Here is a 20,298-nt window from a genome sequence, read left to right on the forward strand (position 1 = left end):
TCGGCGTTTTCAGGTTTTCTTCTTCGTTTGGTAAGTTGTCGCCAATTCCACCATTTCATCTACCATCTGCTTCAAATAAGGACAGGCGGCGAGCGCCGGCTGCGGCTGAAGCTTCGGAAACAAATTCTTCCCATCCGTCACTTTATCGTAAGACCGATTCAGCTTGGATCGATAGATAGTTTCCAGTCTCTTCGCCGGCGGCTCATCGTTGTTCACGGTCTCGGGTCTGTTTCGCAGCGGCTTTAGGGCGTCGTGCGCTTTGGGCGGAAAGATGGCAGGATCGCTGAGCAGCCAAGCTTCCGTCTCGTGAACGGCGAAAAAGTGACGATATCGTGGATCGTTAACTTTCTCCTGCATGTGCTTGACGCCCCACGCATGACGATCTACAATGCTCTGTTTTTCCGCCGGATAGATCGTCGGACCGTATAGATCGATCAGAGAAATGACGGCAACGATCTTTTCTCGATCCGGTCCATTCAGGTACAGCTTTGCGTGCTTCGCCACATCACGATGGATCGCGGCCCACCCATCAAAGCGCACGGTTTTGATTCCGACGGACTTGCCTTCCGGAAAATGCGCCTTCATGCATCGACCAAGGAAATCGCCTAAAATGGCTTCTTCCGTATATCCCTCCACGAATACGATGAACTTCATTCGGCGTCCTCGCCGACCGACTCTCGCTCATGGCTTCCAGCTTCTTCCTCTTCCTCCAACGCATCCTGCGCCATATTTTCCAGCTCGCCGGAACCGAACAAGGCCCCCAGAGAATATTCGCGAAGCCAGTACGCCAGCTTCTCGCCATCCAGTGTGACAAGCTTTGTCTCGCCATCTTTCAACTGCGCCACCGTTGTCGTGGGATTGTACTCACTAAATGCATCCAGAAACTGCACCGAATGCGTCGTAAGCACAACTTGCGTTCGCTGCGCGGCGTTCGCGGCGTACTCCGCGATAATGGGAAGCATGGATGGATGCAGGCCAGTCTCCGGTTCGTCGATACAAATAAGCGACGGCAGTTTTGGAAGCGAAAGGGCTGTGATAAGAAATAGAAATCGTAAAGTCCCGTCGGATAATACGGCTGCGGGCTGTGGCCTGCTTAGCGACTTCCAGCGTAAACTTAATTCTACGCGCTGAGTACCAGCAGGTGGAAATGCAAGACCTCGGTAATCGTCGCCAAAGGCGGCAGTCATCGCACGGTCAATATTCTCCTGAAAGGCTAAGTCGCTCTCATAGACGGTATGAAGTACAGAGGTAAGATTCTGCCCATCGGGATCTAAACGCTCTTCGAACCTAGAAACTACAGGCTGACGAACTGGAGCAAGCTGATCAAGTCGCAGTTCCGGATAAATTTCGTAATTGTTTAAATTCTGAGCAACACGATCAATCAGAATGGATATTTTTGGAAATGCTCTGACACGAGAAAGCAGTGTCTCAGATGATGAGAGTATTTCGCCGCCTTGAAGTTCTACTTTTTCATCATCATCATCACTGTAAAAAGCATCAGTAGACCTCCGATGAAGTATCCTGGGGACAGTCCAATCATCTTCGTGATTGGAAGGCAATATATGGGCGATTGCTTCGTCAAAAATAGTATATGCGTTTGATTTTCCGATTCTTTTTAATTCCAGAGAATAAGAAATAGTAGCTTTCAGTTCATTACTGTCTTCAGAAAGAGAAATAATAATAGCCAGATCTCTGTCTTGACCGTCCCACAAAATTGACAGCATTCCCCCAGAGTTCTGAATTATATCCTCCATCATACCCCACACCGAAGTTTGGATTAATTCCAACAGCCTCAAGATGTTAGATTTACCAGATGCGTTAGGGCCAATGATGATATTTAGATTCCCAGGCTTCCACAAAACATTTCTTAAAGTCCGATAGCCTTTTATCTCTAACTGTACGATTTGCACAATATCACCCTCTACAAAAAATAAATCAATATGTAAGCATCCAGTCGCACATCATCAAACCCGATCAATCCAAGCTCACTCGCACTTTGCCTCCGCGTTTCCTCTCTTCGATCGCCTCGTCGTAGATATCGGTCAGTTTGAGGGCGATTTTGCGCCAGTCGTGGTGTTCTTCGACGTAACGGCGGGCGTTGCGGCCGAGGCGGTCGGCTTCTTCGGGGTGTTTGAGGAGGTGGATGATTTGGGTGGCGAAGGCGAGCGGGGTGTCGGCAAGGCAGATGCTTTCGCCGACGGCGGCGGGGCTGAGCGCTCGGCAGGCGGCGGGGGTGGCGACGAGAGCTTTGCCCATCGCCATGAGTTGGAGCACGCGGCTTCGGCTGGGGCCGGGCGCGCGGAGCGGGCAGACGGCGAGCGCGGCGTGGGCGAAGAATGGGCGGGCGTCGGCGACTCGGCCGGTGGCGTGGACGCCGCTGTGCGGATTGCTCGCCAGGTCCATCAGCTCCGGCGCGGGATTGCTTCCCACGAAGGTAATCGTCGCGGAGGGATAGGCGTTGCGAATGCCGGGAAAGATTTCGCCGCAGAAGTACTGCGCCGCGTCGCGATTGGCTTCGTTATCCATTTGGCCGGAAAACACCAATTTGCCAAGCTGGACCGGGATTTCAGGCTGCGGCTGAAAGTAGGAAAGATCGACACCGTTGTGGATCACATCGAGTTTCAGCGATGCGCCGTGCGGGAGCGCAAGGGAATCCAGGCGGTTCGCGGCGTAGTCGGTCGCGGCGATCACCCGGTCGCATTCGGCGGCGACGCGCGGTTCGTAAATCTCCATCTTTCGCAGCTCGCGACGCGCGACGGCGCCGTCAAGGGCGTTGACGCTGTTTTGCGCGTGCCGGGCCTGAATGTCCGTGCGGCAATCGACCGCATCAAAGACAACGGGGAGCGCGTGCTTGAGCGCGCCGGCGGCGTGGGCCATCCGGAGACTTTCGAGGTGGGCGACATCGAACTTCCCGCACGCCAGGACGTGGCGCAGGGTGTTGAGGAATGGGGGAGAGTAGCTGGAAGCGACCCAGAGCGGAACAGGCGAGTTCAGCAGGCGGGCGGTCTGGAGCAAAGCGCCGCCCCGCGACATCGGGACGACGTGTACGGCCTCACAAATCTCCTCCAAAAGAGCCTTGGCGGAGTAATCCGCGTCCGTTCCCTCCACCCCCAGCGCGACGACGGTGATCTGGTGCCCCAGACGCGATAAGTTATCGACAATCTGATAGGCGCGAAACCGCGAAGGCGATGGGACGTAGGGAGCTGCAAAAAGAATGCGCATGGCGCTCAGCGGGAATCCGGACTTCTGACCGGACCCTCCTGATGACCATTGTACCACGCCTCGGGAAAATTCGCACGGGAGCAAAAGCGGGTAAACAGTGGAAGCCCCATCTGCTTACCGGCTTTTGTTCGCAGCGGTCCAACCCAGGCGCATCATTTTTGGCGAAGGCTCACGTTTAATTGGGGAGCTCAGTCACAACGCGCGTGGCGTGATTTCCCTTGGGACCCTGCTCCAGCTCGAACGCGACTTCCTGACCCTCGCGCAGGGTCTTATATCCATCGATCTCAATGACCGAAAAATGCACAAAGACATCTTGCTGTCCTTGCTCAAGCGCGATAAAACCGTATCCGTGAGTATTGTTGAACCACTTGACTTTACCCGTCAACATTGATGCACCTCCTGAGGTCGGATCTCGAGAATAAAACGAACGCATTCTCCATAGATGCATAAAGCGTGCCAACGCGTGAATTCCTATGCTCGCCCCACAAAAAATTAATTCTTCACAGAGGTTGCGCCGAGCATGGCCTGCATGGTATACTATTGAGCATTCGATTTTTCGCGCGTTCACAATCTCTGCAGGAGTTTCGTCGGCAATGCCAAACATTAAATCAGTCATCAAGGACGTCAAGCGTTCCCGCCAGCGCCAGCTGCGCAACCAGGCCGCTAAGTCACAGATCAAGACCTTCGTCAAGAAGGCCCGCACCGTGATCGCGGACACCACCGCCGATCAGGCGACGGTGACCACCACCGTCTCCAAGACGGTCAGCGTGATCGACAAGGCGTGGAAGCGCGGGATCATTCACAAGAACGCGGCCAACCGCCGCAAGTCGCGCCTTCAGAAGCGGGTCAACGCCGCCAAGGCCGCCGCGACCGCCTAAGTTTTCCGGCGATCCACACAAACGTAAAAAGCCTCCCTTCGCTCAGTCGCGAAGGGAGGCTTTTTTTGTGCGCGACGGCCCTCGTCCGTATTTACTTCAAAGTCCAGAGAAGCACGGTTCCGTCCTGGGCGCCGCCGGCCAGCAGACGCCCGTCGTTGGAGAAGGCGAGAGTCAGGCTGGATGGGGCGCTGTCGCACGTGAGCTTGTGCAAAAACCGGCCGGTGCGGGCGTCGCGGACGGCGATGGATTTTCGGTCGTCGCCGGTGCAGGCGAGCAGCTTTCCATTGGGCGAAATCGCCCATCCTCCCATCGGGACGCGATAACTGTTTTGCGCAACGCCGCTTTTGCCGTTCCACAAGCGCACATGCAGGACATACGATTTTCCGGCGGCTTCCGAGTGCAGGCTCGCCACGGACGCGCCGCCGTCCACCAGCGCCGCGCCGACGAGGCCGGTGGTGGGGCGAGTCCAGCGATGCGCCTGTAAGTACTTATCCCACAGATCCAGAGCGCCGTTTTCATCGGTTCCCAGTCCCCTCGTCGCGACCAGGCACTCCGCTCCGTCGGGAGCGAACTGCACGGAGACGACCGAGCGGTGCGGATGCGCCAGCGTCTGCATCGAAGCGCCGGTGTGGACATTCCAGAGCCGCGCTTCGCCCGGAAACTGGCTGCCGGCCAGGTCGCCGCCGCCAGTGGCGAGCACCTCCCCGCTCGGCGCGAACGCCAGGCACACCCCGCCGGCGGAGTGCGGCGGCGCCAGGGTGCGCAGCGGCATGCCCGTCGTGGCGCTCCACACGGTCACATGCGACTGCACGGTGGACGCCGCAAGCGTATCTCCAACGGGCGAATAGGCGATCGCGCAGATCGGCGATGTGTAGGGAACGGTATAGACGAGATGTCCCGTCGAAATGTCCCAAACGCGCACCTCGCCCGGCGATGTCAGCGACAGTCCGCTCCCGCTTCCCGCCGCGAGACGAGTCCCGTTCGCGGAAAATGTGAGCGCGCCCGCGACGGGGCAGCCGCAGACGCCGACAAGCCGCGCCGGGATGCTTGGCGCGGGCTTCCGGACATATCTGCGCGCATGGAATCGAGGGCGCGGCCGCAGGTAAAGCGGCCGGACGTGGGGCCGAATATGGGGCCGCCGCACGGGCGCTCTTTCTCCCACTGGCGCCGCGAGCGCCGAGGGCGGCGGCGCGATTATCAGAGCCGCGAGGGCGGCGGCGCAGCGAAGAGCAGGCGAGACGGAATGGGTCATGGAGATGTCCTTATGGTGAGGGCCGCTCTTACTACCCACGGCAAAGCGAAACGACTAATAATTGCAGATTTGCGGCGTGATTATCGCCGGCGGGAGCGGTGGCTCCCAGCGCTTCGATCGGAGTTCCCCCCTTCATCGCCATATCGCTGGCGAGCACGCGCGCGAGGGCGTGGCGCAGGGCGTCGTACGACCAGCGGCGGGCCTGCTCCTGAAGGCTGCGCAGCAGGTATGCCTGGCGCATCGCCAAACCGATCACCTCGCCGGAGAGCACGGCTTGCAGTTCGTCCGGCAGCGGGCCTTTCACGGCGCCGGTGATGCGCTTTTCCGCGAGGTACTTCGCGCCCCAGAGCATGCGCAGATGGCGGGCCAGCATCACGAAGGTGCGCGCGGCGATGGCGTCGGGCTTGTCGCCGTGGCGCAGCATCTCCTCCACCTGGCGCAGCGCGCGGGGGGCGTCCTTGTTCCCCACGGCGTCCAGCAGCGCGAAGATATTTTCTTCTGCGCCGCGCGTGCCGATCGCCAGGGCGTCATCGCGGGTGACCTGGGACCGGTCGCCCACAAAAGCGGCAGCCTTGTCCAGCTCGTTGTGCAGCACGTGGAGGTCGCCCCCCTTGCCCGCCCCGCCCCGGTCGGACGCCGCCGAGACGGCGCGCTGCACGATCACTTCCAGCGCGGCCGGCTCCGCCGTTTTCCCCAGCGTTTTCAAATACGACGCCGCGCGGGATTTCAAATCGGCGGCGAGCGGCGCATCGCACACCACGACCGCGCCGGCCTTCGCGACGGCGTTTTGCAGCTTGGTCGAGACCGCCGAACGCCCTTTGATCTTCCCCGCCTCATACTCCGGCGCGCCCGCGATCAGGACAAGGCAGGACAGCGAACCCAGTTTCCCCAGTCCCGCCGCCAGATCGTCTTGATCTTCTTTGGAAAGACGCTGAATATTGGTGACGACGACGACCCTTCGTTCCGAGAACATGGGAACGCCGCCCGCCGACGCCAGGATTTGCATCGCCGCCAGGTCCTCGGACCCGGCCGAGCCGACATCGCGCGCCTCGCGGTCAAAGTCCGCCGCGCTGGGATCGAGAAGAGGATCGGTGAGACGCGCGAGGCCCTCGCGCTTCAATGCATCGTCGCTGCCGGTAAATAAGTACACACGCTCCGCCGGCTGAGGAAAGCCTTTGGCGCCGAGTTTCGAATAATCAATTTCCACGCAAAGAGTTTACCTGATCGGAACGCGAGTTGAAGAAATCACGAAGGGAGAATCGCGGGCTTGACAAAGTCAAAGCAGCGCGATAAAATGTCACCACTGATCAGGGGTGTCAATTATGGATGAGTCGGATTTCAAAGAGCAGTTGGTCAGCCTGGGTTTGACGCGTTATGAAGCCGCCGTGTATCTCGCGCTCCTGGAGCGCCAGGACTGCGCGCCGCCGCAGATCGCTGCCCGGGCCGCCGTGCCAAGGCAGCGGATCTATGATACGCTGGCGTCGCTGCTGGATCGGGGGCTGTGCGCCGAGGGGCACAGCGGACAGCGGACCCTTTTTCGCGCCGTGGATCCCGCCGTCGCGCTCCCCGCGCTGCTTGCCGAGCGGGAACGACAGTGGGAGGAAGAAAGCGCGCGCCGCCGGACACAGGCGAATACGCTGGCCGAAGCCCTGGCGCCGTTGTTTGCGGCGGGAGGCGACGCCGACGATCCGCTCGCCAATATCGAAGTGATCGCGCAGTCGAGCCGGATCGCGGACCGCGCCGCCGCGCTCGCCGCGAAAGCCGAGCGGGAGATCCGGGTCTGCTTCAAACGCCCTTCAATCATCAGCGATGACGACAATCGACGGCTCGTGCAGGAGCCGCTTGGCCGCGGCGTCGCCTACCGCGCGATCTATGAGAAGCAGATACTGCGCGATCCCTTGTCGCTGGCGCTGGTGCGCCAGTGCGTCGCGTGGGGGCAGCAGGCGCGCTTTGTGACCGAGATCCCTGTCAAGATGCAGCTTCACGACGGAGACGTGGCGCTGCTTTCCCTTCAGGATACGCCGGGCGACACGCCGCGCTTTACGGCAATCGCCATCACCAATCGCGGCCTCGCGCGGATGCTGGGACTGGCGTTTGAGGCGCTCTGGGAACAGGCCGAAGAAATCGCGGAGCTTGGCGCCGCCTCGGAGGAATAAAATGGAAAAGATCGTATTTCTCGACCGGCAGGCGATCCGCGTCCCGCTGCGCAGCCCAAACTTCCCCCACGAATGGATCGAGTACGCATACACGCCGCGCGGTCAGGCCGTCGAACGGTTACAAGGCGCGACGATCGCCATCAACAACCGTGTGCCGATCGATGAGGCGCTGCTCGACGCAGTCCCCACCCTGCGCCTGGTGGCAGTCAGCGCGACGGGATACGACCATGTGGAGATCGCGGCGTGCCAGAAGCGCGGCGTGGCCGTCTGCAACGTGCGTGATTGGGCGGTGTCCATTCCCGAGCATGTCTTTGCCCTGATTCTCGCTCTGCGGCGGCAGCTGCTCGGTTACCGCCAGATCGTCGAGGACGGAACCTGGGGCGCGTCACCGACCTACGGCTTTCTGCTGGAGCCCATGCCGCACGCGCTGGCCGGGGCCACGCTGGGCCTGATCGGTTATGGGGCGCTGGCGCGCCGGGTCGAGGCCATCGCCCGCGCCTTCGACATGAATATTTTGGTGGCCGAGCGCAAGGGTGAGATGCGTGTCCGCGCGGGGCGCGCGCCGTTCAAGGAGGTTTTGCGTGAGAGCGATGTCCTATCGGTGCTATGCCCGCTCACGGATGAGACGCGGTGGATGATCGGCCCGCGCGAGCTGGCTTGCATGCGCTCGAGCGCCCTGCTGATCAACTGCGCGCGCGGCGGTATCGTCGACGAGGCTGCGCTGGCGGACGCGCTTCGCCGCGGCCGGCTCGGGGGCGCGGCCGCGGACGTGCTCGCGCAGGAGCCGCCGAGCGAGGGCAGCCCGCTCATCGGACTGGACCTGCCGAACTTGATCGTTACGCCGCACATGGCCTGGGCGAGCGTCGAGTCGCTGGAGACGCTGGCGGAGCAATTGATTGGAAATATCGAGGCGTTCGCGGCGGGCGCGCCGCGCAATCTGGTGACCATGCCCGCGCTCGCGATCGCGCGGGGTTAGGCGGACGCGCGGCGGCGGAACTGGAAGAACTGGACCCACCAGGCGCGGCGGACGGCTCGCAGGAATTCGCCGGCGTCGATGGGGTCGCCGACGACCTGCGCGTACTTCGCCAAAATGAAGCGCTGGGTGATGTCGTCGAACGTCTCCGGCTGAAGGTCGATCCCAAGGCGTGTTTCGGCTTCGCGCAGGAATGGGCGAACCCGGTCGGCGTACTCCCCCGGCGTTTCGGACGGCAGGCGCGGCAGCCCCAGCTTCGCCACGGCCCGGACGGACTGCTGGTAGGCGAGGCCGATCTCCGTCTGCGCGCGCGCTTCGCCGGTGGCGGTTGAGATACGGCGTTTGCGCCCAAAGATCCGGTCAAACCATTCGACTTTGAGCACGAAGAGAACGATGGCGACGATGGCGGCGCCCAGAAGCAGCGCCAGCGGACTGCCATGCATCAGCTTGCTGAGCCATGACGGCAGGCCGTGTTTTTCCGTGCTTGTCGACGACGGCACGCTGCCGTCCGTCCGAGTGCCCACCGTCGGGTCAAAGGTCAGCCAGCCGTATTTGGGGAAGTACACCTCGACCCAGGCGTGTTTGTCCATCGCGCGCAGATCGAAGCCGTCGGCCTTCGGCTCTCCGGGCGCGAAGCCGGTGGCGACACGGGACGGCAGTCCCGCGACGCGGCATAACACCGCCATGGACGACGCGAACATATCGCAGTAGCCCTCGCGGTTTGTATCCAGGAAGTTGCGGACATGCTCGACGTCCTGCGGGATCGCGGGCGTGGTCAGCGAATACACGGCGCGGGAGGCGACGAAATCGCGGATCGCCAGCGCTTTGTCAATACGCGTCCGGCGCGCGGCCGGCAGTTCCGCGAAGACTTCATTGACGAGCTGTCGGAAGTACAAAACGTCGTCGGGAGTCGTGACGTCATTGGGCAGACCGGTCAAGTAACGGGCGCGCACGGCGGCGGGGATAGGCGCCTTATCGGCGCGGCGCAGCGCCATTTGAACGTCGGGATCCATTGGGTCGGGCGTCAGGATGCTCGCAACGGCGTATCGGAAGTGGCTGTAGGGCCGGGCGCCCAGCGAAATCGCCCGGTCCGGAGAGATATCGAGCGAATCGATCTCGCCGGGACGACCCGCCACCTGCGAAGGCTCACTGGCGGAGATCAAGTTTTGCGTGACGCCTTGGACGGTGATGAGGGCGACCATCCGCCGCCGCGCCGGCTTGGCCGCCAGCGTTTCACCATCCTGCGCCGGCGGCACGACAAACCGCTCCGCCTGCGCCTCGTCGTTCGCCGGCGCGATATCCAGCGAGGTTTCCTGATCCTGAGTCGAACTGGTCCAGCTTCGGCCATCGTAGGAATCGTAAGTGCGGCCGCGCCAGTAGTGCGGCTCCCGGTCGCTGGGGACGACATGCGCGACGACTTCCGAACTCGCGCTCCACCCTGTCCCCATACCGATCTGCAGATCCCCATTGTCGGAGATATTGAGCGTGGACGCCGTTGCGTTCGGCGCGGCGGCGTTCAAGCTCGCCAGCCCTCGGATCGCCTGTGACAGCGAGAGACCGCTGAAGACCATCTGCGCGGGAACAATGATGACCGAGCCGAGGCAGAACACCAGCAGCGCGCAGGCGGCGGCCAGCCCCACCTGCGTGCCGATCATTTTCAGCGGCTCACGCCGGCTCTCCTGCGGCGCCGCGAGCACGCGGTTCTGAAGGTAGAACTGGTGGATGAACAGAAACAGCATCGCGAAGATCAGGACACAGAAGTAGACCAGAACTTCCGTCGATTGTGAGTTGCCCGAGCTGATCAGACCGATCATCGCCACGGCGATCAGGCCGGAGAACAGCATCATCACATCGCTGACCAGCATCCACGACCAGAGAACGAGCCCCCAGGACAGCAGCGTCGCCAGGTGCAGATCGCGCTGCCCCGTGGCGGCGGGCGCAAGGCTGTCGAGATCCAGCACGCCCGTAAACGCGCCGTAAATAAAGTATGCGATCAAGGCGCCGCCCAGCACTTTGATCACCAGCGGCGGCACTCGCAGCCATCGGCATCCATAGGAGAAGAAGTAGCCGATGACCGTCAGCAAAAGCGTCGTCGCCGTCAGGCTGGAATCGTCCACCGTGACGTTGACGCACTGAAGGCCGCAGATCGTCGCGATCAACCCGGCGGCGTAAAGCGGCAAACTCGGAGCCGATTCCTCGGGCGATTCGACTCGCGGGAGATTACTGGTAGCCATAAGCCAATCCTTCGACGGAAGCCGCGAGATCGTCGCCGCGGCCGACAGTGCGCCAGACGGTGCCGGGCACATGCACCACACCCGCGTCCGGCGTGACGCGCAGATGCGAGGCGGGGTGGAAACTCGCGCCGTCCAGATAAAAGCCGAAGGCGCGAACGCCCTGCGCGCCGTAGTGGCGGATCGCCTGCACCAGCGCGCCGTCCACCACCGGCGTAATCGTCACCAGCGTGATCCCAGCCGGCGCCTGCGGACGGAAACGTTCGAGCATGTCGGCGAGCGAAAGATCGTGAACCGCTTCGGCGCGCGCCAGCGCCTCCAGCAGCGCCGGCATCTCCAGCGGGTGGTTGGACGGCGGATACGGCATATTGATCGTGTCGGGCGTCAGCAAAAGAGCGCGATGCCCATGGCGCGCCAGATTGTCCGCCACCGTCACCGCCAGCTTCACGCCATACTCCAGCGCGCTTTGCAGGCCCGTTCCCGTTTCATCGTAGGCGCGGCGCGAGAGATCCAGCGCCACCAGCACTTCGAGGGAGGCGCCCTGCGTATACTCGGTCACCGCCAGCTCGCCGGTGCGCGCCGTGGTCCGCCAGTGAACGCGGCGCAGGTCATCGCCCTGACGGTATTCGCGCACGCCGTGAAAGTCCATCCCGCCGCCGCGCTGTGAACCGCCCTCTTCGCCGCGCAGTCCCACCACGCCGCCATCCAGAAAAAGGCGGCTCGTCGGCAGCGGCGTCGGCAGCACCAGCAGCTCCTGAACGTCTCCCACCAACTTGCGGAAGGTGGTGAAGCCGAAAGGATCCGTTGTCGAAACGAGGGTCGGACCAATCTGGTACGCGCCGCGCTTGGTCAGTTCGAGATTGTAGCTGAGGACGCGCTGCTCGCCAGGATCCAGCTGCAAGATCAGGGGCGCGTCGCTCCCCACGAGCTTCAGGTCCGCCGGGAGCTTGTCGGCGGCGCGCAGGAAGAACTTCGGGAGTCGCCCGATGTCGCCAATGCGCAGGACAACGGTCACCCGGTCGCCTTCCGCGCATTCAAACGGCAGCTCACGCGCGCACGTGATGCCGTTGACGAGCAGGCGTCCCACCAAAAGGATCACGGCCGGGATCAGAAGCATGATGGCCGCCATCAGATACATCTGCTCCGAACGGAACAGGATGGCCACGATCGCCGTGAAGCCGCCGCCGACGGCAAGCGCCAACTTCTTCAAAGTACTGTTGCTGGTGGACATAGGGCGGACGCATTTTCGTCGCATGGGACGCCCCGGAAAACAATCCGGGGCTGAGGGGTTACATCGTCGCCGGGACGGGGATCTGGCTCAGGATCTCGCCGATCATCGTTTCGGCGGTCGTGCCTTTGGCGCGCGCTTCGGGCCGCAGAATGATCCGGTGCGCCAGCACGGGCTTCGCGAGTCGCTTCACATCATCCGGCAGGACATAGGTGCGTCCCTTGAGGCCGGCGTACGCCTGGGCGGCGTGCAGCAAAAAGAGCGAGCCGCGCGGGCTGGCCCCGAACTGCGTCATCGGGTGCTTGCGCGTGGCGGCGACGATATCGACCACATATTCGCGCAGCGATGGGTCGATATAAACGTTGGCGACTTCCGCCTGGAGGGCGAGCAGCTCATCGCGCGTGATCACCGATTCCATGCGGTCCACGGGACTGCCTTGCGACGGTCGCGATAAGATTCGGACCTCTTCATCGCGCTCCGGATAGCCGATGGAGATGCGCATCAGAAAGCGATCCATCTGCGCTTCGGGCAGCGGATAGGTGCCGTGCGCTTCTATGTGGTTCTGTGTGGCGATGACAAAGAAGGGGTGCGGCAGTTGATAGGTGATGCCGTCGCTTGTGATCTGCCCTTCCTCCATGCATTCCAGCAGCGAGGACTGCGTCTTGGGGGTCGCGCGGTTGATCTCATCGGCCAGCACCACATTCGCGAAGACCGGGCCTTCCCGAAACTCAAACTGGCTGTCCTTTTGATTGAAGACGCCGGTTCCCGTAATATCCGCCGGCAGCAGATCGGGCGTGAACTGGATCCGCTTGAAGACACAACCGAGCGTTTTCGCCAGTGACTTCGCCAGGGTCGTTTTGCCGACGCCGGGAATGTCCTCAATCAGCACATGACCTTCGACAAGAATGGCGGTCAGCGCAAGCTCCACAATTTCCCGCTTGCCGATGACCACCGTTTCGATCGCGTCCGCGATCAGCCGCGCTTTGTCGGCGATCCGCGTCGACGCCGTTTCTGTTTCGAGCAACCCTAAACCTCTTCCCACGCGAGCGCAGCCGCGTCTCGCCGACACCGTAGTTGATAATCATTCGCGCGGAAGCCCGACGTTTCCTGCGATAAATTTGGCTAGTTCAGATCTATTATATCAGAACTATACTCCATACGCTTGAGAGACGCGAAAAATAGCAATCCTTCATTATAACGGTGTTTTCTCGTCTAAAGTTTCATGCCGCGAGTCTTTTGCCTTCCGGCGGCGATAATGCTCGGCCGCTTTGTGACGATTTCCACACCCTTCCATGCAGCACCAGCGCCGCCGGTGGTTCTTTGTTGTATCGAAGAAGTACAGAATACAGTGATTGCTCTCACATTGGCGCACGAGTCCCTGGCCGCCGGATAGTAAATCGATGGCTGAGTCCACGAGAGTAAAAAGGAAATCCATCCCCTGCGCGTCTTCGGAGTGGAACCGCCGCGTCCAGCCGCCCTCCCCCAGCGTCAATTGCTGATACCCGCGCCGCCGCCGCAGGTGCGCGTTCAGCATTTCGGCGATCTCCGGAGCGACCGTTTCTCCCGCCGCCATCTGCCGCGCCATGCCGCGCAGCGCGGCGCGAAGCTCTTTCGCCTCACGCACCGCGACCTCGCCGGGCAATTGACGCTTGCCGCTCTCGACCGCGTCGAGAGGCAGCGCTCCCGATTCGAGCATCCATTCCCAGAGATCGTCCGCGCTCTCGATCAGGTCGACACGAGCCCCCTCGCGCATCCGTTCCGTGTTGACAAAATCCAAACACAGACTATTCCCATAAAAAAGAAACCGGCTGCTCGCCTTGCTCGTCGCCATCTTCGTCCTCGTGCTTCCATTATAACAATATCTAACTTTTCAAACAACACTTGACAGGTGATCATTCCCGAAGGTATAACCCAAATATAACCTTCTATATTAATTTTAAAGGTTATAAAATCAAAATTCGGGAGCAGAGATTATGGCGAAATCGGCGATTTGCCCTCCCTTCACGGAGGAAACGGCGCGGGCAAAAGTCCGGGCGGCCCAGGACGCCTGGAACTCCCGCGACCCGGAGCGCGTGGCCCTCGCGTACACCGAAGATTCGCAGTGGCGAAACCGCGATATCTTCCTGCAAGGCCGAGATGCGATCAAAGCGTTCCTCCGAGACAAGTGGGCGCGCGAGCTGAACTACCGCTTGATGAAAGAGCTTTGGGCGTTCCACGACAATCGCATTTCCGTGCGCTTCGAGTACGAATGGCGTGACGCCGCCGGCCAGTGGTATCGCAGCCACGGCAACGAGCATTGGGAGTTCGACGACGACGGCTTGATGCGCCGCCGCGACGCCAGCATCAACGATTACCCGATTTCCGAAACCGACCGCCGTTACCGAGACTGACGTTATCGAGACGCAGCATCACAGGAGAGATCATCATGACCGCGATCGCAGAACAGACACGAATTCAAACCGGCCACGTTGGCCTGAACGTCACGGACCTGGCCCGCGCCAAGGCGTTCTACGAGAGCGTCTTCGGCTTCCAAACGATCAAAGAGTCGACGCAAGCCGGCCGCGAGTACGCCTTCCTCGCCGAAGGCGACACGCTGGTTCTGACGCTCTGGCGCCAGAGCGAAGGCCGCTTCGCGAAGTCCGCGCCCGGCCTGCATCACCTGTCGTTCATGGTTCCCGACGTCGAGGCGGTCCGCGTCATCGAAAGCAAAGCCCGCGCCGCCGGCGCGCCGTTCGCTTATGACGGTGTCGTGCCGCACGCCGAAGGCGCGCAGTCCGGCGGCGTCTTCTTTGAGGATCCCGACGGCGTGCGACTGGAAGTCTTCACCACGAGCGGCGTCGAGGGACAATCCGCGCCAACTGAAGGCGCGCCGACATGCGGGTTCTTTTGAGAATGGGTGAATAAGAGAGGCGCGCCTATTTCTACCTTCCCCGGCGGCTTGCCGGAAGTACGCAAACCGTTGGGGAAGGTAGAAAAGCGAGCCAAGCGTCCGGTGCGGACACCTCTAACGACAGGAGCAAACCATGGCGACGCAATTCCATGAGGGCGAGATCGCGGTCCAGACGCAGGCGGGTGTGCGGAGCGCGGCGGAGCGGGTCGGCCCCAGTATCCATCCGGAGATTCCGGCGGCGGCGCAGGAGTTTTTGCTGCGGCAGCCAATGGCGATTGTCGGCGCGCAGGATTCGGCGGGACGTGTTTGGGCGTCATTGATCACGGGGAATCCGGGATTTCTTCATGTGCCCGATGGACACACGGTCGCAATCGGCGCGCATCTCACGGCGGGAGATCCGCTGGAGGAGGTTTGGCGAGACGGGACAGCGCTGGGCCTGCTGGCGATCGAGCCGGCGACACGGCGGCGAATGCGGGTGAATGGGCGTCTGACGCAACAGCGATCTGGAAATTTCGCCATTGATGTCCATGAGGCTTACGCAAACTGCCCAAAATATATTCAGTCGCGTACCTGGGAGCAGGGCGGCGACGCCGATCGAAGCGCGCCGCACGTTTCGCGCGGCGCGGAGCTGACGGAGGCGCAGCAGGAGCGTATCATAAAGTCGGACACGTTCTTTATCGCCACGCGGCATCCCGTGGCGGGGGCGGACGCATCGCACCGGGGCGGCGCGCCGGGCTTCGTACAGGTCCGGGACGCGAATACGCTTCTCTTTCCGGACTACGCCGGCAACAATATGTTCAATACACTGGGCAATCTGGCGGTCGATCCGCGCGCGGGGCTGCTGTTTGTCGATTTCGATTCGGGAGACGCACTTCAGATCACCGGCGAGGGACACGTGCTGTGGGACGAAGAGTCCCGCAGGGGACTGACGGGCGCGCAGAGGGTCGTGGAGTTTCGTATTTCCGGCGTTGTCCAGATCGACCATGCGGCGCGCCTGCGATGGCGGTTTGTCGAGGCGTCCCCGTTCAACCCCAAGTAACGGAAACGCCTCGCGGTTTCCACGCCTGCTTCCGTGGGTAAATCCCGTATATCATGACGATTACGGAAGACAATGTCCCGCAGGGCGGGGTCGGCTCACGGATTGGGCCTTATGAATTGACGCGCGAAGCCGGCCGGGGCGGCGCCGCGACGGTCTATGAGGCGCTCGATACGAAGATTGGCCGGCGAGTAGCCGTCAAAGTGGTCCGCATGCCGTCTCACCTCGCGGTCGAGGAGCGACGCGATATGGCGGAACGCCTGATGCGGGAGGCGCGCGCCGCCGGGCGCTTGTCGCACCCCAGCATCGTGACATTGCACGATGTCGGTTCGGAAGACGACGTCTACTACCTGGTGATGGAGTTTCTCGATGGGGAGACGCTGCATCAGCGGCTGCGTCGCGGCCCGCTGCCTGCGGCGGACGCCGCGCGGATCGCCGAACAGCTCGCCAGCGCGCTGGGCGCGGTTCACGCCGCCGGAATGCTCCATCGCGATATCAAGCCGGGCAATGTGATGATCCTGCCGGACGGGCGGATCAAGCTGATGGACTTTGGGATCGCCCGGCAGCTCGACGAGACGCTGCTGACGCAGGCGGGCTCATTTGTCGGCACACCGGCGTATATGTCGCCCGAGCAGTGCCGGGGCGAGGACGCCACCGCCGCGTCGGACACCTGGGCGCTGGGCGTGCTTATCTACCAGATGCTCGCCGGCCACCGGCCGTTCGAAGGCGCGACCATTCCTTCCGTGATGTATCAGGTCACGCACGAAGATCCCCCGCCGATTTCGGGAGTCCCCAATGAGGCGCGGCGTATCGTCGCTCAGGCGCTCGACAAGGATCCGGCGCGCCGTTTCGCCACGCCTGCCGCCCTCGCCGACGCCCTGAGCCAAGCCGTGAACGCCGCTCCAGAAGCCGCCACCGTGGAAGCGGAGCCGGAAACAATTTGGGCGCGCCCGGCGGCGCGGCGCCTCCGCCTGAGACCCTGGCCGACCGCTGCGGCGGCCGCCGCGCTGCTTGGCGCGATCACTCTGGGCTCCGCGCACTTACACAGGCCAACGGCTCCCAGCTCGACGCACGTCAGCGTCACGCCGCAAACGCCGTCAATTTCGAAAACCGCGCCGGTCCTCACTCCGGCGCGCCATGCGCCGGCAAAGCATGCAACCATGAAGGCCGTCCCCCGCTCAGCGGCGCACGCATCCGCCGCGCGCGCCGTGAACAAGAGGAAAGCCCGTTCCGTTCGGCGCACGCATTCGGCCAAGAGACATCACCGCCGCCAGCGCACGCACACATTCGGCGCGCGGGACTTCTTTACACTCGCCCATCAGCTTTTAGGCTAATGGGGCGATGCTGCTTATTTACCGCTCCGCGTTCTTATGATCGCAAACATGCACCATCCGGCGACAAGCGCTGTTCCTATGATCACGCTCCACATCATCTCAACGAGCCTCCTGAAATCTTCGATTTGCAGATAACGGAAAAATCGGCGTAAGGTTTCGCGGAGACGATAAGTTTTTTTTATTTTCCCAGCCTGAAGATGGCGCTTAGCTGGCGCCGCCCGTTCCAGCGGCGGGATTTTTATTCTGCGTGGAGGCGGCTCCCCCGCCGCCTTTGAGATGGAAGGTATAGGCGAGATTGACGATATACCCCTTGAGGTTGGCTCCGCCATCGCTGCTGCATGGCTGCGAATAGGCGACATTGAGGGAAATCGTCTTGGTGACGTTCGCGATGACTCCGAACGTCGCATAGTTGTCCCGGCCGCCGATGTCGTCGGCGACCAGCTCAACGGTCGGCGTGATGTTATAGGATACGCCGGCCATGCCGTCATACGCGTGTCCGCCGCTAGGACGGATCAATCCGAGGGAAAGGCCGGTCGCGCCCGGCTGAGTTGTCGCGACGGCGTAGGGAACGGCCTGCTGTCCGGTCGCGACGTTTGTCATTCCCAGCGCGATGTCGGGCAAGCGCCCCGGGCGATGGGCGATCAGATATTTGAAATTGGACAGGACCGTTTCCTGACCGGGCGGCGACGCCTGATAATCAAGGCCGACTTCAAACAGGTTGGCGATCCCATACTGCGTTGTATAGGTTGTCGCCTGACTGGACTGCGCGACGCGGGCCAGCGAAATAGAGGCGACGCCGTCGCCGAAAACCTTGGCGATCGGGATCTGAGTGAGCCCGTTCGGCGCTCCCCAAACCGGCGCGCTCCCGAACACGGCGAGCGCCGCCAGGAGCGCCGGCATTCGGAGGAGAGGGCGAGATAGCATATGTCCGTTCTTTCCGTCCTGGCGCACTGGCGTCCGCTCACGACTTTCCTTTCACCCATACCCGAATGCGCGGCTGGAAAAACACAAAGACGTGTAAGTTTCCATCGGCGGAGCTTTCGTGGTGGTCGAGCAGATAAGCTCGGCCACCACTGAGATGGGCCTGTGGGATGATTTTCACCCAGGCGCTGAAGGCGTATTTGCCCTAAACGGTCAGTGCCCGACGATCTGTATGCCGTTGATGGGAGCGCGCAGATAGGCGTCGGTGGAGGAGACGGGAGTCGCCGAGAGGGTGAAGCTGGAGCCGCTGAGGGCGCTGAAGCGGGCGTAGTTGCCGGCGGAACTGCTGGCCTGGGTGAACGCTCCGCTGAAGTCGGTGTTGACGGCGTCGTTGATCTGGATGTTCGAGGGGCCGATGGCGTATTTGTAGACGCGGGTCGCGCCGCCGTTGGAGCCGTCACTGTAGACGTAGACATCGTAGCCGTGCGTTGTGTAGTAGGATGGCAGGCCAGAGACGGTCACGGTGCTGGTGGCCCCGCTGTAGGTGTCCAGGTAGCCCTTCATCATGCGCTTGGAGCCGGCCGTATCCGTGACGCCAGTCGCATAGACGGCGCTTGCGCTCCACGCCGCCGAGGCGCCGGACGATGCGCCGCTGCTGTCTACGAGACCGAGGCCGCTTCCGGATTGGCCGGAGGCGTTATTCCACGACGCAGCGCCGACAACACCGGCGTTTTCGCTGGAGCCCATTGCGGTTCCAGAGCCCACGAAGTCGAGACTGATGATATGGGGGGTGGAGACTTTGATCAGCCGGCAGGCGTGCGAGGCGAGCGAAGCGCTGTAGCCGCCATTGGCGACGATATCCGTATTGGCCCAGACATCGTGCACTTGCTGGTTGCCGCTGAGGCCGATCGCGCTCCAGTTGACGCTGACCGTGGCCGAGCCGCTTCCGAGGTTGTATAGCCCCACAGTGCGCGTGCCGTCGCCGTTATCTGTCGACCAGACCTGGGAGTTGCCGCTCTGGATCTGTGTCGCGACGTTGCCCGCCTGGTCCATGGCGATGATGAAGGGGTTCGTGAGCAGAGACACGCCATAGCTGTCCAGATGGTAGAGGTCGTCGCCGGTATAGAGCGGCGAGCACTGCTGCGCCCAGAAGGTGATCGCGGTCTGGCGTTCGTTGTTGGTCAGTCCGTCCATGGAGCCGTTGCCGACATCGATCGAATCGAGGTCGTTCCAGCCGGAGCCCATCGAATAATTGTTGTTGTAGCCATGCGCGCCCGCCCACGGAGCCCAGTTGGCGGCGTCGCCAAATCGCAGGTTCGTCTGCTTCCAGTTGGTCAGGGTGCTGCTGTAGGCGTCGATATCGTCGTCGATACGGCGCGCGTTGGAGTACGTCTGCCAGAACGGGATGTAGGCGTCGGAGATCCGCCAGGAGATCGTCAGCCACATTGGACGCCCGCATTGTTGGATCGCGGTTTGATACGCCTGGACGTCCGGCCGATTGTCGCAGTAGGACAGGGTCTGATCGGAGCCGGGGCTGACGCCGTCCAGCTTGAGAAAGTCGACGCCCCAGGCGGCGAACTGGTTGATAACGCTGTTGATGTACTCCTGCGCGCCGGGCTTGGTGAAGTCGATTTTGAGGTGCCAGCTGCCGAAGGCGTCGCCGGTCGCCAGCGGCTGGGCGACGATATCCTGAATATGATAGGGCGTGCCGTAGATCGGCGGGTTGGCGTTGTAGACGTCGCTCCCTACCCCAGGCACCCAGTAGACACCGAGCTTCTGGCCGTTGCCGTGCACGATGTTCGCAATCCAGGGGATGCCGTCGGGAAATGTCGAAGTGTTCGCCGACGGCCGGCCATAGCCGTCAAATCCGCCGGCCCACCCCGAGTCGATGTTAAAGTAGTTGTAACCGTACGGCTGCAGCGTCGCCTTCAGCTCCGCGGACTGCACCTGCATCTGCCATTCCGTCAGCCAGCCGTTTCCGTATCCTGAGATCGTGGTGGCCTGAAGGCTGAAGCTGCTCCAGCCCATATATGGCTTCTGCCAGATAGCCTGGGCGTGCGCAGGAGCGCTGAGCCCCATGCCGGCGACGGCGGCGCACGCGAGCGTGCGTGAGAGAACGGAAAGCTTCTTCATCGAGCGATCTCCTTTTTAAATTGCAATCATGTCAATTACACAAA

The 20,298-nt window shown here is 61.9% G+C and carries 19 protein-coding genes; 7 read left to right on the plus strand and 12 right to left on the minus strand.

All coding sequences use genetic code 11. The features are described from left to right. Window positions 1-9: 9 nt before the first annotated feature. From D5261_RS26955 to D5261_RS26970, 4 genes are all read right to left on the minus strand, one after another. The gene (locus D5261_RS26955; RefSeq protein WP_119319059.1) at window positions 10-654 is read right to left on the minus strand and encodes a DUF4276 family protein; all 645 of its coding nucleotides are present in this window, start codon (window positions 652-654) and stop codon (window positions 10-12) included. Then, a complete protein-coding gene (locus D5261_RS26960; RefSeq protein ID WP_165863865.1) occupies window positions 651-1,910 on the minus strand; it encodes an AAA family ATPase in 1,260 nt (419 codons plus the stop codon). Before D5261_RS26960 ends, D5261_RS26955 begins: the two co-directional genes overlap by 4 nt. 64 nt (window positions 1,911-1,974) lie before the next feature. Further along, window positions 1,975-3,222 (minus strand): glycosyltransferase family 4 protein, encoded by a 1,248-nt coding sequence (locus D5261_RS26965; RefSeq protein WP_119319057.1) that lies wholly within the window; start codon window positions 3,220-3,222, stop codon window positions 1,975-1,977. A gap of 175 nt (window positions 3,223-3,397) precedes the next feature. Continuing rightward, window positions 3,398-3,610: a cold-shock protein gene (locus D5261_RS26970; RefSeq protein WP_119319056.1), complete on the minus strand. Its 213-nt coding sequence runs from the start codon at window positions 3,608-3,610 to the stop codon at window positions 3,398-3,400. Window positions 3,611-3,815: 205 nt separating this feature from the next. Here D5261_RS26970 and rpsT point away from each other — a divergent pair, with 205 nt between their 5' ends. Continuing rightward, a complete protein-coding gene (gene rpsT / locus D5261_RS26975; protein WP_119319055.1) occupies window positions 3,816-4,100 on the plus strand; it encodes a 30S ribosomal protein S20 in 285 nt (94 codons plus the stop codon). 91 nt (window positions 4,101-4,191) lie between these two features. On the opposite strand, the gene D5261_RS26980 is transcribed toward rpsT, so the two are convergent. Beyond that, window positions 4,192-5,352, minus strand: coding sequence for a WD40 repeat domain-containing protein (locus D5261_RS26980; RefSeq protein ID WP_119319054.1), 1,161 nt, complete (start codon window positions 5,350-5,352; stop codon window positions 4,192-4,194). 31 nt (window positions 5,353-5,383) lie between these two features. Continuing rightward, a complete protein-coding gene (holA, locus tag D5261_RS26985) occupies window positions 5,384-6,559 on the minus strand; it encodes a DNA polymerase III subunit delta (RefSeq protein ID WP_119319053.1) in 1,176 nt (391 codons plus the stop codon). 115 nt (window positions 6,560-6,674) lie between these two features. Between holA and D5261_RS26990 the strand changes: the two genes are divergently transcribed. Together D5261_RS26990 and D5261_RS26995 are read left to right on the plus strand one after the other, a co-directional pair. Further along, entirely contained in the window at window positions 6,675-7,508 is an 834-nt protein-coding gene (locus D5261_RS26990; protein WP_119319052.1) for a TrmB family transcriptional regulator, read from the plus strand. Between the two features lies 1 nt (window position 7,509). Then, window positions 7,510-8,484: a D-2-hydroxyacid dehydrogenase gene (locus D5261_RS26995; protein ID WP_119319051.1), complete on the plus strand. Its 975-nt coding sequence runs from the start codon at window positions 7,510-7,512 to the stop codon at window positions 8,482-8,484. Here the strand turns inward: D5261_RS26995 and D5261_RS27000 are convergent. From D5261_RS27000 to D5261_RS27015, 4 genes are all read right to left on the minus strand, one after another. After that, window positions 8,481-10,715 (minus strand): transglutaminase TgpA family protein, encoded by a 2,235-nt coding sequence (locus D5261_RS27000; protein ID WP_125205756.1) that lies wholly within the window; start codon window positions 10,713-10,715, stop codon window positions 8,481-8,483. The genes D5261_RS26995 and D5261_RS27000 overlap by 4 nt on opposite strands. Continuing rightward, window positions 10,702-11,943, minus strand: a complete 1,242-nt coding sequence (locus tag D5261_RS27005) for a DUF58 domain-containing protein (RefSeq protein WP_165863864.1) — start codon at window positions 11,941-11,943, stop codon at window positions 10,702-10,704. The genes D5261_RS27000 and D5261_RS27005 overlap by 14 nt, the downstream gene beginning before the upstream one ends. Before the next feature lie 58 nt (window positions 11,944-12,001). Next, on the minus strand, window positions 12,002-12,964 hold the full coding sequence (locus D5261_RS27010; RefSeq protein WP_218025452.1) for an AAA family ATPase: 963 nt from the start codon (window positions 12,962-12,964) through the stop codon (window positions 12,002-12,004). A 168-nt stretch (window positions 12,965-13,132) separates the two neighbouring features. Beyond that, complete coding sequence (locus D5261_RS27015; protein ID WP_119319048.1) at window positions 13,133-13,771, minus strand: CGNR zinc finger domain-containing protein; 639 nt, start codon at window positions 13,769-13,771, stop codon at window positions 13,133-13,135. 142 nt (window positions 13,772-13,913) lie between these two features. Here D5261_RS27015 and D5261_RS27020 point away from each other — a divergent pair, with 142 nt between their 5' ends. The 4 genes from D5261_RS27020 (at window position 13,914) to D5261_RS27035 (ending at window position 17,200) form a co-directional block, all read left to right on the plus strand. Continuing rightward, window positions 13,914-14,330, plus strand: coding sequence for a nuclear transport factor 2 family protein (locus tag D5261_RS27020; RefSeq protein ID WP_119319047.1), 417 nt, complete (start codon window positions 13,914-13,916; stop codon window positions 14,328-14,330). A gap of 44 nt (window positions 14,331-14,374) precedes the next feature. Further along, on the plus strand, window positions 14,375-14,830 hold the full coding sequence (locus D5261_RS27025; protein ID WP_119319682.1) for a VOC family protein: 456 nt from the start codon (window positions 14,375-14,377) through the stop codon (window positions 14,828-14,830). 133 nt (window positions 14,831-14,963) lie between these two features. Further along, on the plus strand, window positions 14,964-15,869 hold the full coding sequence (locus D5261_RS27030) for a pyridoxamine 5'-phosphate oxidase family protein (protein ID WP_119319046.1): 906 nt from the start codon (window positions 14,964-14,966) through the stop codon (window positions 15,867-15,869). A 53-nt stretch (window positions 15,870-15,922) separates the two neighbouring features. Next, the gene (locus D5261_RS27035) at window positions 15,923-17,200 is read left to right on the plus strand and encodes a serine/threonine-protein kinase (protein WP_119319045.1); all 1,278 of its coding nucleotides are present in this window, start codon (window positions 15,923-15,925) and stop codon (window positions 17,198-17,200) included. A gap of 204 nt (window positions 17,201-17,404) precedes the next feature. Here the strand turns inward: D5261_RS27035 and D5261_RS27040 are convergent, their stop codons facing one another. Further along, on the minus strand, window positions 17,405-18,124 hold the full coding sequence (locus D5261_RS27040; protein WP_125205755.1) for a hypothetical protein: 720 nt from the start codon (window positions 18,122-18,124) through the stop codon (window positions 17,405-17,407). Window positions 18,125-18,334: 210 nt separating this feature from the next. Then, a complete protein-coding gene (locus D5261_RS27045) occupies window positions 18,335-20,254 on the minus strand; it encodes a glycoside hydrolase family 27 protein (RefSeq protein ID WP_119319043.1) in 1,920 nt (639 codons plus the stop codon). Window positions 20,255-20,298: the final 44 nt, after the last annotated feature.

The sequence above is a fragment of the Capsulimonas corticalis genome (assembly GCF_003574315.2).
GTDB lineage: Bacteria > Armatimonadota > Armatimonadia > Armatimonadales > Capsulimonadaceae > Capsulimonas > Capsulimonas corticalis.

Bases quoted from the DNA above. Each gene is read 5' to 3' on its own strand.
- D5261_RS26990 (WP_119319052.1), top strand. From the start codon at position 6,675: ATGGATGAGTCGGATTTCAAAGAGCAGTTGGTCAGCCTGGGTTTGACG.
- D5261_RS27020 (WP_119319047.1), top strand. From the start codon at position 13,914: ATGGCGAAATCGGCGATTTGCCCTCCCTTCACGGAGGAAACGGCGCGG.
- D5261_RS26995 (WP_119319051.1), top strand. From the start codon at position 7,510: ATGGAAAAGATCGTATTTCTCGACCGGCAGGCGATCCGCGTCCCGCTG.
- D5261_RS27045 (WP_119319043.1), bottom strand. From the start codon at position 20,254: ATGAAGAAGCTTTCCGTTCTCTCACGCACGCTCGCGTGCGCCGCCGTC.
- D5261_RS27030 (WP_119319046.1), top strand. From the start codon at position 14,964: ATGGCGACGCAATTCCATGAGGGCGAGATCGCGGTCCAGACGCAGGCG.
- D5261_RS27015 (WP_119319048.1), bottom strand. From the start codon at position 13,771: ATGGCGACGAGCAAGGCGAGCAGCCGGTTTCTTTTTTATGGGAATAGT.
- D5261_RS26965 (WP_119319057.1), bottom strand. From the start codon at position 3,222: ATGCGCATTCTTTTTGCAGCTCCCTACGTCCCATCGCCTTCGCGGTTT.
- D5261_RS26980 (WP_119319054.1), bottom strand. From the start codon at position 5,352: ATGACCCATTCCGTCTCGCCTGCTCTTCGCTGCGCCGCCGCCCTCGCG.
- D5261_RS27005 (WP_165863864.1), bottom strand. From the start codon at position 11,943: ATGTCCACCAGCAACAGTACTTTGAAGAAGTTGGCGCTTGCCGTCGGC.
- rpsT (WP_119319055.1), top strand. From the start codon at position 3,816: ATGCCAAACATTAAATCAGTCATCAAGGACGTCAAGCGTTCCCGCCAG.
- D5261_RS26970 (WP_119319056.1), bottom strand. From the start codon at position 3,610: ATGTTGACGGGTAAAGTCAAGTGGTTCAACAATACTCACGGATACGGT.
- D5261_RS27035 (WP_119319045.1), top strand. From the start codon at position 15,923: ATGACGATTACGGAAGACAATGTCCCGCAGGGCGGGGTCGGCTCACGG.
- D5261_RS27040 (WP_125205755.1), bottom strand. From the start codon at position 18,124: ATGCTATCTCGCCCTCTCCTCCGAATGCCGGCGCTCCTGGCGGCGCTC.
- D5261_RS27000 (WP_125205756.1), bottom strand. From the start codon at position 10,715: ATGGCTACCAGTAATCTCCCGCGAGTCGAATCGCCCGAGGAATCGGCT.
- D5261_RS26955 (WP_119319059.1), bottom strand. From the start codon at position 654: ATGAAGTTCATCGTATTCGTGGAGGGATATACGGAAGAAGCCATTTTA.